General features: G+C 70.2%; 11 protein-coding genes and 3 pseudogenes. 5 read left to right on the top strand and 9 right to left on the bottom strand.

Going from position 1 to position 13,993, the window contains the following annotated elements; all coding sequences use genetic code 11:
* Both merB and ABZ656_RS20990 read left to right on the top strand, forming a co-directional pair.
* Positions 1–326 (top strand): annotated as a pseudogene (merB, locus tag ABZ656_RS20995) (organomercurial lyase); the annotation flags it as partial.
* 710 nt (positions 327–1,036) lie between these two features.
* Entirely contained in the window at positions 1,037–1,567 is a 531-nt protein-coding gene (locus ABZ656_RS20990; protein ID WP_360269740.1) for a phosphate-starvation-inducible PsiE family protein, read from the top strand.
* Here the strand turns inward: ABZ656_RS20990 and ABZ656_RS20985 are convergent.
* Entirely contained in the window at positions 1,501–3,711 is a 2,211-nt protein-coding gene (locus ABZ656_RS20985; RefSeq protein WP_360269738.1) for an FUSC family protein, read from the bottom strand. The genes ABZ656_RS20990 and ABZ656_RS20985 overlap by 67 nt on opposite strands.
* Positions 3,712–4,241: 530 nt before the next feature.
* Here ABZ656_RS20985 and ABZ656_RS20980 point away from each other — a divergent pair.
* The 3 genes and pseudogenes from ABZ656_RS20980 (at position 4,242) to ABZ656_RS20970 (ending at position 6,565) form a co-directional block, all read left to right on the top strand.
* Positions 4,242–4,964 (top strand): DUF1931 family protein, encoded by a 723-nt coding sequence (locus tag ABZ656_RS20980; protein ID WP_360269736.1) that lies wholly within the window; start codon positions 4,242–4,244, stop codon positions 4,962–4,964.
* Between the two features lie 120 nt (positions 4,965–5,084).
* A pseudogene (locus ABZ656_RS20975) lies at positions 5,085–5,248 on the top strand (ISNCY family transposase); the annotation flags it as partial.
* Between the two features lie 123 nt (positions 5,249–5,371).
* On the top strand, positions 5,372–6,565 hold the full coding sequence (locus ABZ656_RS20970) for a PP2C family protein-serine/threonine phosphatase (RefSeq protein ID WP_360269734.1): 1,194 nt from the start codon (positions 5,372–5,374) through the stop codon (positions 6,563–6,565).
* A gap of 148 nt (positions 6,566–6,713) precedes the next feature.
* Here ABZ656_RS20970 and ABZ656_RS20965 read toward each other — a convergent pair whose 3' ends face one another.
* From ABZ656_RS20965 to ABZ656_RS20930, 8 genes and pseudogenes are all read right to left on the bottom strand, one after another.
* Positions 6,714–6,896, bottom strand: coding sequence for a hypothetical protein (locus tag ABZ656_RS20965; RefSeq protein WP_360269744.1), 183 nt, complete (start codon positions 6,894–6,896; stop codon positions 6,714–6,716).
* Positions 6,897–7,057: 161 nt separating this feature from the next.
* A pseudogene (locus ABZ656_RS20960) lies at positions 7,058–7,378 on the bottom strand (Hsp20/alpha crystallin family protein); the annotation flags it as partial.
* Positions 7,379–7,497: 119 nt separating this feature from the next.
* Positions 7,498–9,279, bottom strand: coding sequence for an FAD-dependent oxidoreductase (locus ABZ656_RS20955; RefSeq protein WP_360269732.1), 1,782 nt, complete (start codon positions 9,277–9,279; stop codon positions 7,498–7,500).
* Positions 9,279–9,539 (bottom strand): UBP-type zinc finger domain-containing protein, encoded by a 261-nt coding sequence (locus ABZ656_RS20950; protein WP_075033266.1) that lies wholly within the window; start codon positions 9,537–9,539, stop codon positions 9,279–9,281. The genes ABZ656_RS20955 and ABZ656_RS20950 overlap by 1 nt, the downstream gene beginning before the upstream one ends.
* A 6-nt stretch (positions 9,540–9,545) precedes the next feature.
* Positions 9,546–10,004, bottom strand: coding sequence for a thioredoxin (gene trxA / locus ABZ656_RS20945; protein ID WP_360269729.1), 459 nt, complete (start codon positions 10,002–10,004; stop codon positions 9,546–9,548).
* The gene (clpB, locus tag ABZ656_RS20940; RefSeq protein WP_360269727.1) at positions 10,001–12,640 is read right to left on the bottom strand and encodes an ATP-dependent chaperone ClpB; all 2,640 of its coding nucleotides are present in this window, start codon (positions 12,638–12,640) and stop codon (positions 10,001–10,003) included. The genes trxA and clpB overlap by 4 nt, the downstream gene beginning before the upstream one ends.
* Complete coding sequence (locus ABZ656_RS20935; protein WP_360269725.1) at positions 12,631–13,038, bottom strand: chaperone modulator CbpM; 408 nt, start codon at positions 13,036–13,038, stop codon at positions 12,631–12,633. The genes clpB and ABZ656_RS20935 overlap by 10 nt, the downstream gene beginning before the upstream one ends.
* On the bottom strand, positions 13,035–13,988 hold the full coding sequence (locus ABZ656_RS20930) for a J domain-containing protein (protein WP_360269723.1): 954 nt from the start codon (positions 13,986–13,988) through the stop codon (positions 13,035–13,037). The genes ABZ656_RS20935 and ABZ656_RS20930 overlap by 4 nt, the downstream gene beginning before the upstream one ends.
* Between the last annotated feature and the right edge of the window lie 5 nt (positions 13,989–13,993).

The raw sequence follows: 13,993 nt of genomic DNA, 5'->3' as shown, positions 1-13,993 counted from the left end.
CATCTGGTCTGGCGCAAGGCGACCCCGGCCGGGGTTCCCCGCCGTCCTCGGCCACACCGCCCAGGTCACCTCCCCATGCCGGGCCACCGGGGACCGGTCCGCCTCACCGCGACACCCAACGGAACACGAACGTGAATCCAGCCACCGCCGTGGTCTCCATCGTCACCCCCGACGCACCGACCACGGTCCGTGCGTCCTTCTGCAACCAAATCCACTTCTTCGCTGGCGTCGGCGCCGGCGCCCGCGTCCTGCCCGTCGCCTACGGCGTCGAACGCCCCCTCATCGAGCAGATCCGCTCCGGCACCGCCGAGACCGGCTGCTGCTGATGGATGTCTGAGCCCCGTGAGCCCCTTCTTCCTCAAGCGCAGACGCGCCGACAGAAGGGGTACAGATCACCTCCGAACGCTTATAACGTCTGGCGTTGACGGCACCTCCAGGAGAAGCCCTTCGGGAAGGGGCGGGGCGCCCGGACTCATGGGCCCGAAGTGACGGTCGCCCGTCACGGTCGCTTGGTGCGGGATTCGATGTGGTCGGGCGACTTCGGGCCTCCGACGGCGGCTCAGTCGGATCCCTTCCCCTTGCCGTGCTTGCCCTTGCCATCGTGATCCTCGCTGTCCTTGTGGCCTTCCGTCGGCGGTGCCGTGGTGGACGGCGCCGCAGTCGCCGGGGGCTCGCTGACAGGTACGGATGTGAAGGTCGTCGGCGTCGGCGACGTAGGCGCCGACGGGCCGTCGTTACCTGAGTTCAGCGATGCTCCGATGGCGGCGGCAGAAGCGAACAGGACCACGGCGGCGACGCCCAGCGCTGCTTTCGGCGTAAGCCTGCGGTGGCCGTGCGGATGGGAGTGTGCAGCCAGCGGATCCGCTGGAGACGGCGGTGCTGACGCGTCGGGCTGCCTCATGCACTCTCGTCCTGCCGCCGGGTAGGCCGGTGATGTCGCGCCTCGCCGCTTCCCCCAGGCCGCCACCACAGGGAGGGATCCGCTCGTCCACCCACACGGCAGCACGCCGCGCCTGCGGGCCGAGGAACCCCTAGCATGCTGACTGTGCGACCCATTCTCCCGAAGATCGAGGGCGGCCGGGTACAGGGCCTCCTGCAGCTCATCGAGGACGGCATCCACCTCGTCGTCGCGGCGCTCCTCGTACTGCTCGCGGGGCTCCTGACCGTCGGGGTCGTCCACGACGTCATCAGGTCGATCCAGGGGCCGTACCGCGAGGAGACGGTCGTTCTCTCCGCCTTAGACAACGGCCTTGTGCTGTTCATCGTGGCCGAGCTGCTCCACACCGTCCGCCTCACCATCAGGAACCAGACCCTCGACGCGGAGCCGTTCCTCGTCGTCGGCCTAATTGCCGGCATCCGCAAGGTGCTCATCGTGACGGCCGAGGCGGAGAAGTCCTTCCGGTGGAACGTCGAGGGGATCGAACTGCTCATCCTGGCAGGGCTGATCCTCGTGATGGCGACAGCGGCGTACGTGTGGCGGCGCTCGACGCGGCCGGGAGACTACTTCCCGCTCCAGGAGGCGCAGCGCTCCCCGTCGCCGTCACCCACCCCGGGGCGCGGGTCCTGATCCGTACCTTCCCCCGCCATGGCCGCCCGCACCCGCTGCTCCTCGCGAGCAGAGCCGACGTCCCGTTCCAGAGGTGTGCGGCTCACGGCCGTCGCGAGGTCCTCCAAGGCCCGCTTCTGCAGTTCCGCCCCGCGCCGCACCACCGGGCTCCGGTCCCCGGAGCCCTCCCACGCGTGGAGCGCCTCCTCCACGCGCCCCCAGTCCGGATTCCTGTGCTCGCGCACGTCGACTGCCGCCTGCGCGGTGTCCGCCTCCAGGGCCTCGGCGAACCGCTCCGCCTCGGGGACGAAACGGCTGTCGGCCCGCGGGACATGGCTCTCCATGAGCATCGCCGCCCGGCCGAAACCCTTGAGCGCCTCCTGCGCCTCCTCTGCCTCGCGCGACGTCAGACCCCTGGGGCGGACCGGTTCCTGCCTTGCCCGGTCGTATGCCTCCTGCCAGGCGGCACGTGCCTCCCTGCTCGCCAGCAGTGCCCTGCGCATGTCGGCGCGATGCTCCCGGGTCGGTTCGGCGTAGCTGCGGAGCACCGCGGCCGCGTAGCGGCCGCTGGCGGCGAGCCAGTCCGCAAGCCGGCCCGGCAGCCGGTGCGTCTCCCATGCGGGGAACACCACGTACGCCAGCATTGCCAGGGCCCCGCCGAGCAGGGTGAGCACCACCCGCTCCGGGACCGTCTGCTCCCATGCCTGGCCGCCCATGCCGAGCAGGAAGACGACGTACGCGGCAGTGAAGCACTGGGAGTAGGCGTAGCCGGTACGGATCAGCGTGTACGACAGGCCCGCCGAGACCACCGCCAGCGCACCGAACACATGGGCGTCCGGGCCCAGGGCCCGCACCATCCCAGTGGCGAGCGCGACCCCCGCCAGGGTCCCGGCGAGACGGGCCACCGCACGCGCGTACGTCCGGTGGAAGTCCGGCCGCATCACCATCACCGAGGCGATGGGCGCCCAGTAGCCGTGGCCCAGGGGGAGCCGGGCGGCGATCAGATAGCCCAGCGTGGCCACCGCCGCCAAGCGGACGGCGTGCCGGAACACGGGCGAGTCCCCACGGAGCTCACGGCGGACCGCCCGGACGACGACCGGGACCAGCCGGAACATAGTCGGGCGCACCAGGAACTGGGCGCCCGCGGGGCCGGGCGGCGTGGGCGTCCTCCCGCGCGCGCCGCCGCTCCCGGCGATCTCCAACGCCTCGCCGAGCAGTTCCACGAGCCGCTCGGCGGCCTGCCGCGCGGGCCCCTCCAGCACTTCGTGCTCCTCGTCGACGCGCAGGACGTCCGTGCTCCTGGGCGGCACCTCGGCGGGAGTGCCGCGGCGGATCGAACGGGCGGCCGCATCCAGGACGTCGGCGGCCGTGTCGAGCAACTCCCGCGCGCGGTCCCGCCCGGGTCCCTCCGCCGGGGCGCCGATGTCCGGGTCGGCGAGCGCGGCGACGACCGGCCGAATGCGCTCGGCGAGTCCCCGGGGGCCGTGCAGGACGGGGGGACGGGTGCGGGCCTGTGATGGCGTCACGGCGGCCGCGTCCCGAGCCGTCATCAACGGCTCCGGGTCGAACGGGGCCGCCGGGTCGTGCCGCAGCCGGCGGGCGTAGTCCGCCACGGCGGCCAGGGCGTCGGCGAGCGCGTCACGATGCGCCCCCCAACGGCGGATCGGGAACAGCAAGATCAGCACGGCCTGCACCACGCCTCCGAGCGCGATGACCCCTGCGTGCTCCAGGGCTCGCCCGACGCTCGTGGGCAGGGTGATGGTCACCAGCATGCTGCCGATCGTCGTCGCTGCGACGATCCCAGCGGTCGATCCGACGGCCCACGCCATCCCCGCCACAAAGGCCCATACGGCCAGCAGTGGGAGGAACGTCACGAGTCGCCCCGCCGCCAGGTAACCCACGAAGGTGCTGAGCGCCAAACCCGCGCCCGCGCCGAGCGCGATCACCTTGCGTGGACGCCAGGTGCGCTGGAAGGTGGCCCCACCCGCGGAGTAGGCACCGAGGGCGGCGGACGCGGCATACGCAGGGGAGACCAGCCACAGCGCCGGCCCGATGACGATTGCCACCCCAGCGGCCGTGCGCAGCGCGAGCAGGGGCTCCAGCCGCGCCTCCTCGATCGTGAGCCCGGATCGCACGACCTCCCCGAAGGCCCGCAGCCACGTCACGGATGCGAGCCTAGCCGGAACGCCCTGCCGGGTCGCGTCGGCCGCGCGACCCCGGGCCGACCTACACCCACAAACCGGCACCCTCGCGTACAGGGCAATCGATGACCACACCCCCAGCGCCACCTGTCCACCCCCAGCGGCCGCGGCTCGACGCCGTCCTCGTGGCCGATCCGGGATGGCCGACGGAGGTCGCGAAGCGACTGAAGAAGAGTGACGGACCTGCCCTACCGGGACAACACCCGCCCCGTCATCGCCATGATCAGCCCGCCGGAGCACATCGCGCTGCTGTCGCTGCCTGCTCAGCCTGATGCGCCTCGCCCACCCGGTGAGGGGAGCGGCCCTCGGCGTGATCGGAGCGCTGATCCCGGAGTCCGGCAACGCCCTGCCACCCGGCAGGATCCAGTACACCAGCGAGGCACAGCACTACGTCCTGCCCGGCGTCCGCGATCGGTTGCGGCTGCTAGGCAGGCTGGTCCGCGTCAACCGGCCCTGGCTGCTGTTCACCGGCCTCTCCCGAGCGCCTCCCTGGCGTGTTCGCCACCGCGGCGTTCGGCCTCATCAGCAGCGACATCTGGAGGGTCACCCTTTACGTGGGGCCGCTCCGCGACGCGGTGTTCACCCTGCTGTCGATCCGCACGCCCGTCCGACTACCCGGGCAGTCGAACACCTGGGCCTGGCAGGGCAATACAGCGAGGCTAATTGGGCCCGACATGCGCATGCGTTCCCGCGTCCCGTCGGCCAGGCTGAATGGGAAGCCCAGGGGCCGGGAGCCACCCCGGCGCCCGCAGCCGGAGGTTGCCGTCATGACCGTGATGTCCATCGCCAGGTTCGAAAGGTTCTTCCGCGCGGCCGCGGGGCTGGACGTCGACAAGAACGATCTCAAACGCTACAGCGACTTCGTCGACGCCAAGCTCTACGATCTGCTGACCGTCGCCCAGGCCACTGCCAAGGCCAACGGGCGCGACATCATCCGGACCTGTGACCTACCGATCACGAAAGGCCTGCAGGAGAGCATTCACCACTTCCAGAAGATCGACCAGGAAGTAGAACTCAAGCCGATCCTAGAACAGCTCGCCACCCACCCCGCTCTTGACCGCACGCCCGACGAGGAGACCGAGGCGGCCTATCCGGACATCATCGGCGGACTCAGCCTGGCCCTTGCCCAGAGCTTCAAGATCCTCCACCCCGACCTGAAGAACCCCCAGACTCAGCACTGGGACGACGCCCGAGCCGTCTTCGACCTCCTGCTGTGAGTGGAGACCGGACCAGGCGGTGCAGGCCACGGCCACACAGCGTCAGCGCACTCTGCTTCCTCGGCTGCCGCAACGATCCTGCTGGCCGCTGCAGGGCCTCGTCCACGTCGAACTCGTCCTGCGGTGGAGCGCAACGCCCGACGCGCGCTGGGCAAACAATCCTTGGGGCGGCTCACGCACCTGGTCGGCGAGCTGGCCGAGACCGCGGCGGGCACCTGCCGGCTGCTGGAGCAGACCGCTGTGCGGCTTGCGGGGATCCGCACGATCCCGACCGGCTGGTGTCGTAATCCGATCCCGAAGCCCGACCAATCCGCAAGGGCAAGCCCCAGCACCCCAGGCTGATCGGCCCACTCGGGTTCGGAGAGCTCAGATTGTGGCGGCTCGACCTCACAGGGATCATCGAAGGCATGGACAGGAACGTGTCCGTCGGGTCCGGGGAGCGGCTGCTGGAGGAACTGGTCAGAGCAGCCCAGCTGGCATCACCTGCGGAACTGCCCGTGGTCCTGGACCGGTATGCCGAGGCCATGGGTCTGGGCAGGGCCGTTATCTATCTGGTCGACATCCAGCAAAGACTGCTGGTGCCGCTGGTCGAAGGCGAGCCGGAACTGGAGCTCGACACTTCGCTGGCCGGATGGGCCTACCGCACCGACTCTCTCCGAGTGGAAGAAGGCCCCTCCGGCGGGCTGAACGTATGGCTACCCCTGACCGACGGGGCGGAGCGGCTGGGCGTCGTGGAGCTGAACATGAGTACCCTGGACGGGCTCAAGCTACGGCGCTGTCGAACGACGGCGCTGCTCCTCGCACTGATCATCACATCCAAGCGCACCTACAGCGACACCATCGCGCAGCGCATGCGTACCCGGCCGATGCACCTGCCCACGGAGATGGTGAGGGCTTTTCTCCCTCCCCGATCGATCGGCACCGGGCGGGTCGTTTCGACGGCGGTTCTGGAGCCTGCGTACGAACTGGGCGGCGATGCTTTCGACCACGCGTTCACCGAGGACGTTCTGCACGCCACAATCCTTGACGGCATGGGGCACAACCTGGCGTCCGGACTTGCCACCTCTGTCGCCATGGCAGGCTGCCGTAACGCCCGGCGCAGCGGGGCAGACCTGCACGAACTCGTGGGCACCGTGGACGAGGCGCTGGCGAAGTGGCTTCCGGAGCAGTTCTGCACGGGTGTCTTCACCCAGTTGCACATGCCCACCGGTGTGCTGCGCTGGTGCAACTGCGGCCACCCGCCTCCGTTGCTCATCCGTCGCCACCGCCTGCTCCATAAGGTCTTGGAGCGGCCACCTGAGCCTCCTTTGGGTCTGCCCGCCAGTCTCGCCGGGACCGCCCGACAAGTGCACGACGTCAGCCTCGAACCCGGTGACCGAATACTGCTCTACTCAGACGGCGTCGTGGAGTCACGCGATGATGCAGGCGAAGAGTTCGGCCTGGAGCGCTTCACCGACTACATCATCCGGTCGACCGCAGCGGGGCAGAGCGCCCCGGAAGTGCTGCGCCTGCTCATCCATGCCATCCTCGAGCATCGGCACAACAAACTCAGCGACGACGCCACGATCTTGATGTTCGAGTGGCAGCCCCCTGATCCGTGACCGCAAGAGCCGGAGAGCGCAGCCGTGGCGCCGGTACTCCGAAGACGCAGACGCTGACGTCGGTGGATGCCGAGCGTAGCTCAGTCTCCGGGAAGCGGCGGGTACGGCGCCGCACATCTGCAGCGCCATACCCGAGCAGGCAGGGGCCTCAGGCCACGGGCTGCAGGTCCTTGGCCGCAGCGGCGCCCTGCTTATCGGCGGATGCTGCCGGAGGCTTGGGTTCTGTGGTGGCCAGCCGCAGATACACCGCCTCGTAGCTGGCCGCCATGGCGTCCGACTGGAACCGGTCCACGACGCTCTTGCGGCATTGCGCCGGGTTGAGATCCCCCACGGCCTGGACACGGCTCGGGTCTCCATGGGGAAGACCTCGCTCACCGTCAGGTAGGCCGAGCTCGCTCCCGCGGACGCCACGAAGAAGGTGAGCGAGACCAGCAGGAAGAACCACCATGTCGTCAGGGAGCCGCGTATCAGCAGGATGGCGAGGACGGCTGCGATGTGCCGGGGCCTTGCGACCTCGGCCTTGGGGACGGTGATGGTGAGCACTCCGTCCGACACTGCGCATTGATCTTTTCGGTGTCGACCTCTCCAGGCAGCCGCAGCCGGTACTTGCTCCGGCGCAGGACGCCTTTGCGTTCCTTCTCCTTGATCTCTCCGGTGACCACCAGCTCCTGGCCGTTAGCTTCGACGTTGATGTCCTTGCTCTTGACGCCGGGGAGTTCGCAGTGGTGTCCACGCGACTGCGGGCGCATCGCCTCCCACCGTGGATTCGATCAGTCTGCTCATCTCGCTGACCAGTTGGTCGAACTCCGTCAGCGGATTGCGTGCCCAGCCAAGGGGCCTGTCCTACATTGCGCCACCGCGGTGGCGCCGGACGGGCGTGGTCATTCCCATCGCCTCCTTCTCCTTCTCGTGATCTCGTCGCCCGCTGGGTGTCATGCGAGCCAAGCGGACTCCTTCGGACGGGTGTGCGGTGAGCTGTCGGTGCCGCCGGGCGCCGGCGTGTGGCCCAGGTAGCGGTGGACGAAGTGGATGCTCATCGCGCCTTCGCCTACCGCGGAGGCCACGCGCTTCACCGAGCCGCTGCGGACGTCGCCGGCGGCGAAGACGCCAGGCAGGCTGGTCTCCAACGTCAGGCAGTCGCGACCCTGGCTCTGCCACAGTTCGGGAACGGAGCACGCTTGCGCCTCCGCGCCGGTGAGCACGTAGCCGCGCGCGTCGAGGGCGAGCGCGCCGGACAGCCACTCGGTGTGAGGGTCTGCGCCGGTGAAGACGAACAGGGCCCGCACCGCGAGGTGGCGGTGCTCGCCCGTACGGTGGTCGACCACGGTGACCGCCTCCAGCGCCTTGTCGCCGAGTGCCTCGGTCATCTCGGTGTGCAGCAGCACGCGCACCCGCGGGTGGCGCTCGATCTGATCGATCAGGTAGCGGGACATGTGCGCCTCGAGGCTCGGCCCACGGACGAGCAGATACACCTGCGGTGCGTACCCGGCCAGGAAGAGCACGGCCTGGCCCGCTGAGTTGCCGCCGCCGACCACCGCCACCGGTTCGGTACGGCACTGCTGGGCCTCGTAGACGGTCGCCGAGTAGTGGACGCTCGCGCCCTCCAACGGCTCGATGCCGGGCACATGGAGGCGGCGGTAGCGGGCGCCGGTGGCCAGGACGACGGTACGGGCGGTGATCTCGCTGCCGTCAGCGAACCCGACGGCGTAGTGGCCGTCCCGCCGTTCGAGCCGGGCCGCCTCCGCCGGGACGCTGATCCGGGCGCCGAACTTGCCCGCCTGGAGCACAGCGCGCTCGGTGAGTTCGGCGCCGGAGATGCCGGAGGGGAAGCCGAAACAGTTGTCGATGCGGGACGACGTCCCGGCCTGGCCGCCGGTGGCCAGCGCCTCGACCACGGTCGTGCCGAGGCCCTCCGAGGCGGCGTTCACCGCGGCGGCGAGACCGGCCGGGCCGGAGCCGACGATGAGGAGATCGCCGCGGCCGTTGCCCGATTGCAGGGGCGGCAGGCCGATGAACCGGGCCAGTTCGGCGTTGCTCGGATTGCGCAGCAAGGTCGTGTCCCGCCAGATCACCAGCGGCGTCTGCTCCGGACCGACCGCGAAGCGGCGCAGCAGCGCCTCGGCCTCCTCATCCGTCTCCAGATCGATCCAGCGGTGCGGCAGCCGGTTGCGGGCGGCGAACTCGCGCAGCCGCCGGGTGTCGGGCGAGTAGCGCGAGCCGATGATGCGGAAACCGGCGCCCTGCCCGACGAGCAGGGCACGGCGGCCCAGGCAGGCGCGCAGCACCACATCACCAAGGATGGAGTCCCGGGTCACCAGGTCACGCAGCTGATCCATGGACAGGGCGAGGATCTCGCCGGGGTCCCTGACCACGGCGGTGTAGAAGGCCACCTGTCCGTTCAGGAGGCCGAGTTCGCCGATGAAGCGGCCAGGGCCGTGCACACGCAGCAGGCGTTCACCGGGTGTGCCGTAGCCCTCGACGATGGCGACCGAGCCACTGAGGACGACGTAGAACGTCTCGCACCGCTCCCCCTCCCGGATCAGCACGTCACCGGCATCAACCACGCGCCTCCGGCCATGCTGCGCCAGGCGGGCCATCTGGTCGTCCGACAGACGGGGATAGGCGCCGTAGATGTCGGGGGTCTCAAAGGGGACGCTCTCCTCCACCTCGTCCGGCACCGGCACTGCGCCCGGCAGCGTCTCGTCGCCGGGCATCACACGAACGCCTCGTGGACGAAGCACCACCGCCAGTCCTCGCCGGGCTCCAGCGACGCCACGATCGGATGGCCGTCGGCGGCGGCGTGACGGCGGGCGTGCCGGTTCGGCGAGGAATCGCAGCAGCCGACGTGGCCGCAGGTCAGGCAGAGCCTGAGGTGGACCCAGGGGGAACGCGTGGCCAGGCACTCCTCGCACCCCGGGGCGCGCGGGGTGACGGGGCGTACGAGGGCGAGGTGGGGGTCGGTCCGTACGGTCATGGCCGATCACCCTTTCCCGGCCGGTTCGCGGCCCGCGATCGACTGCTCCACCCACCGCCGCAGGGCAGGGGCAGGTGCGGCACCCGCCTGCCGGGCGATGGTCTGTCCTTTGTCGAGGACCAGCAGCGTCGGTACCGCCTGGACCTCGAACCGCCGCGCCACGCGCGGGTTCTTGTCGATGTCGACCTTGACCAACTTGATCGTTCCCGCGAGATCGGCGGCGACCTTCTCCAGCGTGGGGCTCACCATGCGGCAGGGGCCGCACCAGGTGGCCCACAGGTCGACGACGACGGGCACGGTGGCCTGCTCGACGACCTCGGTGAAGTCGTCGTCGCCCGCGTCGGCCATCCACGGTAGGGGCTGCTTGCAGTGGCCGCACCTGGGGCGGCCCTCGGCGGCCACGGGTACCCGGTTGGCGCGCCCGCAGTTCGGACAACTGACGGTTGTCGCCTGCATCGTGCTCATGCCGCCCGCGCTCCCTTCACGTCCTCGGGCTGGTCGTAGGTGACCACCAGCTCTGCGTGTTCGGCGTCGACGCGGACCGTCGCGCCGTCCTGAACGTCGCCGCGCAGCAGGGCGCGTCCGACCAGTGTCTCGACCTCGTGGGAGATGTAACGCCGCAGCGGCCGGGCCCCGTACACCGGGTCGTAGCCTTGGTGGGCGATCACTTCCCGGGCAGCGGCGGTGAGTTCGACGGTGATGCGGCGTTCGGCGAGCCGCTGCCGCAGTTCGTCGAACTGCAGCTCCACGATCCGCTCGATCTGCCGCTCGCCGAGCGGTTTGAACAGCACGATGTCGTCGACGCGGTTGAGGAACTCCGGGCGGAAGTGCCCGCGCAGCTCGCCCATCACCAGGGCGCGGGCGTCGGGCTTGATCTCACCTTCGGCGGTGGCCCCGTCGAGGAGGTGCTCGGAGCCGATGTTGGACGTCATGATGATCACGGTGTTGCGGAAGTCGACGGTGCGGCCCTGGGCGTCGGTGATGCGGCCGTCGTCGAGGATCTGCAGCAGGGTGTTGAAGACATCGGTGTGCGCCTTCTCGATCTCGTCGAACAGCACGACCGAGTACGGCTTGCGGCGTACGGCCTCGGTGAGCTGGCCGCCTTCCTCGTAGCCGACGTATCCGGGCGGTGCGCCCATGAGCCGGCTGACGGTGTGCCGCTCCTGGTACTCGCTCATGTCGAGGCGGACCATGTTCTCCTCGGAGTCGAACAGAGTCCGGGCGAGGGTCTTGGCCAGCTCGGTCTTCCCGACGCCGGTGGGGCCGAGGAAGATGAACGAGCCGATGGGGCGGCGAGGGTCGCGGATGCCGGAGCGGGCGCGGATGATGGCGTCGGTGACGAGTTTGACGGCTTCGTCCTGGCCGATGACGCGCTCGCGCAGGATCTCGTCGAGGCGCAGCAGTTTCTCGCGTTCGCCCTCCTGGAGGCGGGCGACTGGGATGCCGGTCCAGGCGGCGACGATCTCGGCGATCTCCTCCTCGGTGACGACCTCGCGCAGCAACCGGTTCTGCCCTTGTTTGGCGGCCAGTTGCTCCTCTTCTGCGGCGAGTCGGCGCTCCAGGTCCTGGAGTCGGCCGTAGCGGAGTTCGGCGGCGCGGTTGAGGTCGTAGGCGCGTTCGGCCTCCTCTGCCTCGTGGCGGACCTGCTCCAGTTCCTGGCGCAGTTCCTGCACGCGGCGGATCGCCTGCCGTTCGGCCTCCCACTGGGCGTGTTTGGCGTCGGCCTCGCCGCGCAGGTCGGCCAGTTCCCTGCGCAGCTCCTCCAGGCGTGTTTTGCTGGCGGGGTCGGTCTCCTTGGACAGGGCCGCCTCCTCGATCTCCAGGCGGGTGACGCGGCGGGTGATCTCGTCGAGTTCGGCGGGCATCGAGTCGATCTCGGTACGCAGCCGGGCGCACGCCTCGTCGACGAGGTCGATGGCCTTGTCGGGCAGGAACCGGTCGGTGATGTAGCGGTGGCTGAGGGTGGCCGCGGAGACCAGCGCGGTGTCCTGGATCTTCACGCCGTGGAAGACCTCGAGGCGTTCGCGCAGTCCGCGCAGGATGGAGATGGCGTCCTCCACGCTGGGCTCGTCGACCAGGACCTGCTGGAAGCGGCGTTCGAGGGCGGCGTCCTTCTCGATGTGCTTGCGGTACTCGTCGAGGGTGGTGGCGCCGATCATGTGGAGTTCGCCGCGGGCGAGCATCGGCTTGAGCATGTTGCCCGCGTCCATGGCCCCTTCGGCGGCGCCTGCGCCGACGACCGTGTGGAGTTCGTCGACGAAGAGCAGGATGCGCCCTTGGGCGGCCTTCACCTCAGACAGCACGGCCTTGAGGCGTTCCTCGAACTCGCCGCGGTACTTGGCGCCGGCGACCAGGGAACCCATGTCGAGGGCGAACACCGTCTTGTCGCGCAGGCCCTCGGGGACATCGCCGCGTACGATGCGCTGGGCGAGGCCCTCGATGATGGCGGTCTTGCCGACGCCGGGGTCGCCGATGAGGACGGGGTTGTTCTTGGTCTTGCGGCTGAGGATCTGGGTGACGCGGCGGATCTCCGCGTCACGGCCGATGACCGGGTCCAGCCGCCCGGACCGAGCCTCGAGGACCAGGTCGCGGCCGTACTTCTCCAGAGCCTCGTAGGCCACTTCGGGGTTGGCGGAGGTGACGCGCTGGTTGCCGCGGACCTGGGTGAGCGCGCTCAGGAACGAGTCCCTGGTGATGCCGGCCTGTTTGAGCAGTCGCCCCGCGGCGGTTGAAGAGCCCTCCTCAGCCAGGGCAAGCAGGAGGTGCTCCACGGACACGTACTCGTCCTTGAGGCGTTTGGCCTCCCGTTCGGCGGCATCGAGCAGGCGGGCGAGGCGCTGAGTGACGAAGACCTGGCCGGGTGCCGCGCCGGGGCCGGTGACCTTCGGACGGCGGGAGAGCTCCTCGCGCACGGCCGCACGCAGTTCCTTCGGCTCGGTGCCCGCCTGTTGCAGCAACCCCGGGATCAGACCGTCCTCCTGATCGAGAAGTGCGAGCAGCAGGTGTTCCCCGTCGACCTCGGTGTGCCCCATGCGGACGGCCGCGGTCTGGGCCTCCTGGAGGGCTTCCTGGGACTTCTGGGTGAGACGGTTCATGTCCATGGGTGTGTTTCACTCCTCATGCCGCGGCCGCGCATGGCGGCTTCGAGCAGGCTGATGCGGTCGAGCAGGTCGAGCACCAGGCCGATGGATGCGTAGTTGAGGCAGAGTCCGGAGCGCAGCCGCTGGACGCGGGCAAGGACCGCCGGGGCCGTGGGGTCGAACACCAGGCGCCCCGCGGCGTCGCGTTCGGCGTCGACCAGGCCGAGGGCGACGAACCGGCGGATCAGATCGGGGTGGAGGCCCGAGCGACGGGCCACGGCGTCCAGGGAGAGCCTGGGGGCGGGCACGAGCGCGTACCGGACAGCCGTCGAGGCGCTGCCGTCGGCGCCCGTTCGTACCGGACGGTCGCCCACGCCGGCCCGGCCGATGCCTGCCGCTCCCGCGGGTCGGTCGTTCATCGCGTCCTCCTGGGGTCGAACGAGGAGGTGGCGGCGAGCTCCTCGAACAGTTCGCGCTCCCGGTCGCCGAGGGTGGGCGGCACCATGATGCGAAGTTCGGCGTACAGGTCGCCGTTCGCGCCGCGCGGGTTCGGCATGCCCTCGCCACGCAGCCGCAGCCGCCGGCCGCTGGACGAGCCCGCGGGCACCGTGACCTTGGCCGTGCCACCGCCGGGGGTGGGCACCGGCACGGTCGCACCCAGGGCCGCCTCCCAGGGGGCGACCGGGACCTGGACGTGCACGTCGCGGCCGTCCAGCCGGAACCGGGGGTTGGGCTGGATACGCACCCGCAGGTACAGGTCGCCCGCGGGGGCGTCACCACTGCCCCGGCCGCCCTCGCCCGCCAGCCGGATGCGCTGCCCGTCGGTGACGCCCGGCGGCACGTCGACCTCGTACCGCCGCGGCTGCCCGGTGGGACCGGCGAGCGTGACGGTGCGGCGGCCGCCTCGGTACGCCTCCTCGACGGTGAGCGGCAGTTCGGCCTCCTGGTCCGCTCCGGGGACGCCGCCTCGGGCGGCGCCGGCTCCGAACATGGAGCCGAGCAGGTCCTCGATGTCGATGCCCTCCGCTCCGAAGTCCTCGCCGAAGCCGGTGGCGTACCGGACGCGAGGACCGCCCGTGCCTGCGGTCCTCCGACCGCGGAAGCCGCCGCCCGCTCCCGCCGCGACCCGTTCGTCGAAGTCCTCCGGGATCTTACGGAAATCCTCGCCAAAGCGGTCGTAGCGGGCCCGGGTCTTGGGATCGGACAGGACGCTGTATGCCTCGTTGAGGTCCTTGAAACGCTCCTCCGCCCCGGGGTCCTTGTTGACGTCGGGGTGGTGCCTGCGGGCGAGTTTGCGATATGCCTGCTGGATCTCGTCCTGGCTCGCGCTCCGCGACACGCCCAGTACCTCGTAGTAGTCCCGTGCCATCGCCG

It is taken from the genome of Streptomyces sp. NPDC007095 (assembly GCF_040634475.1).
Classification (GTDB): Bacteria; Actinomycetota; Actinomycetes; order Streptomycetales; family Streptomycetaceae; genus Streptomyces.
This window is presented reverse-complemented; position numbering and strand designations above follow the sequence as displayed.

Bases quoted from the DNA above. Each gene is read 5' to 3' on its own strand.
- ABZ656_RS20990 (WP_360269740.1), top strand. From the start codon at position 1,037: ATGCTGACTGTGCGACCCATTCTCCCGAAGATCGAGGGCGGCCGGGTA.
- ABZ656_RS20970 (WP_360269734.1), top strand. From the start codon at position 5,372: ATGGACAGGAACGTGTCCGTCGGGTCCGGGGAGCGGCTGCTGGAGGAA.
- ABZ656_RS20955 (WP_360269732.1), bottom strand. From the start codon at position 9,279: ATGCCCGGCGACGAGACGCTGCCGGGCGCAGTGCCGGTGCCGGACGAG.
- ABZ656_RS20950 (WP_075033266.1), bottom strand. From the start codon at position 9,539: ATGACCGTACGGACCGACCCCCACCTCGCCCTCGTACGCCCCGTCACC.
- trxA (WP_360269729.1), bottom strand. From the start codon at position 10,004: ATGAGCACGATGCAGGCGACAACCGTCAGTTGTCCGAACTGCGGGCGC.
- clpB (WP_360269727.1), bottom strand. From the start codon at position 12,640: ATGGACATGAACCGTCTCACCCAGAAGTCCCAGGAAGCCCTCCAGGAG.
- ABZ656_RS20935 (WP_360269725.1), bottom strand. From the start codon at position 13,038: ATGAACGACCGACCCGCGGGAGCGGCAGGCATCGGCCGGGCCGGCGTG.
- ABZ656_RS20930 (WP_360269723.1), bottom strand. From the start codon at position 13,988: ATGGCACGGGACTACTACGAGGTACTGGGCGTGTCGCGGAGCGCGAGC.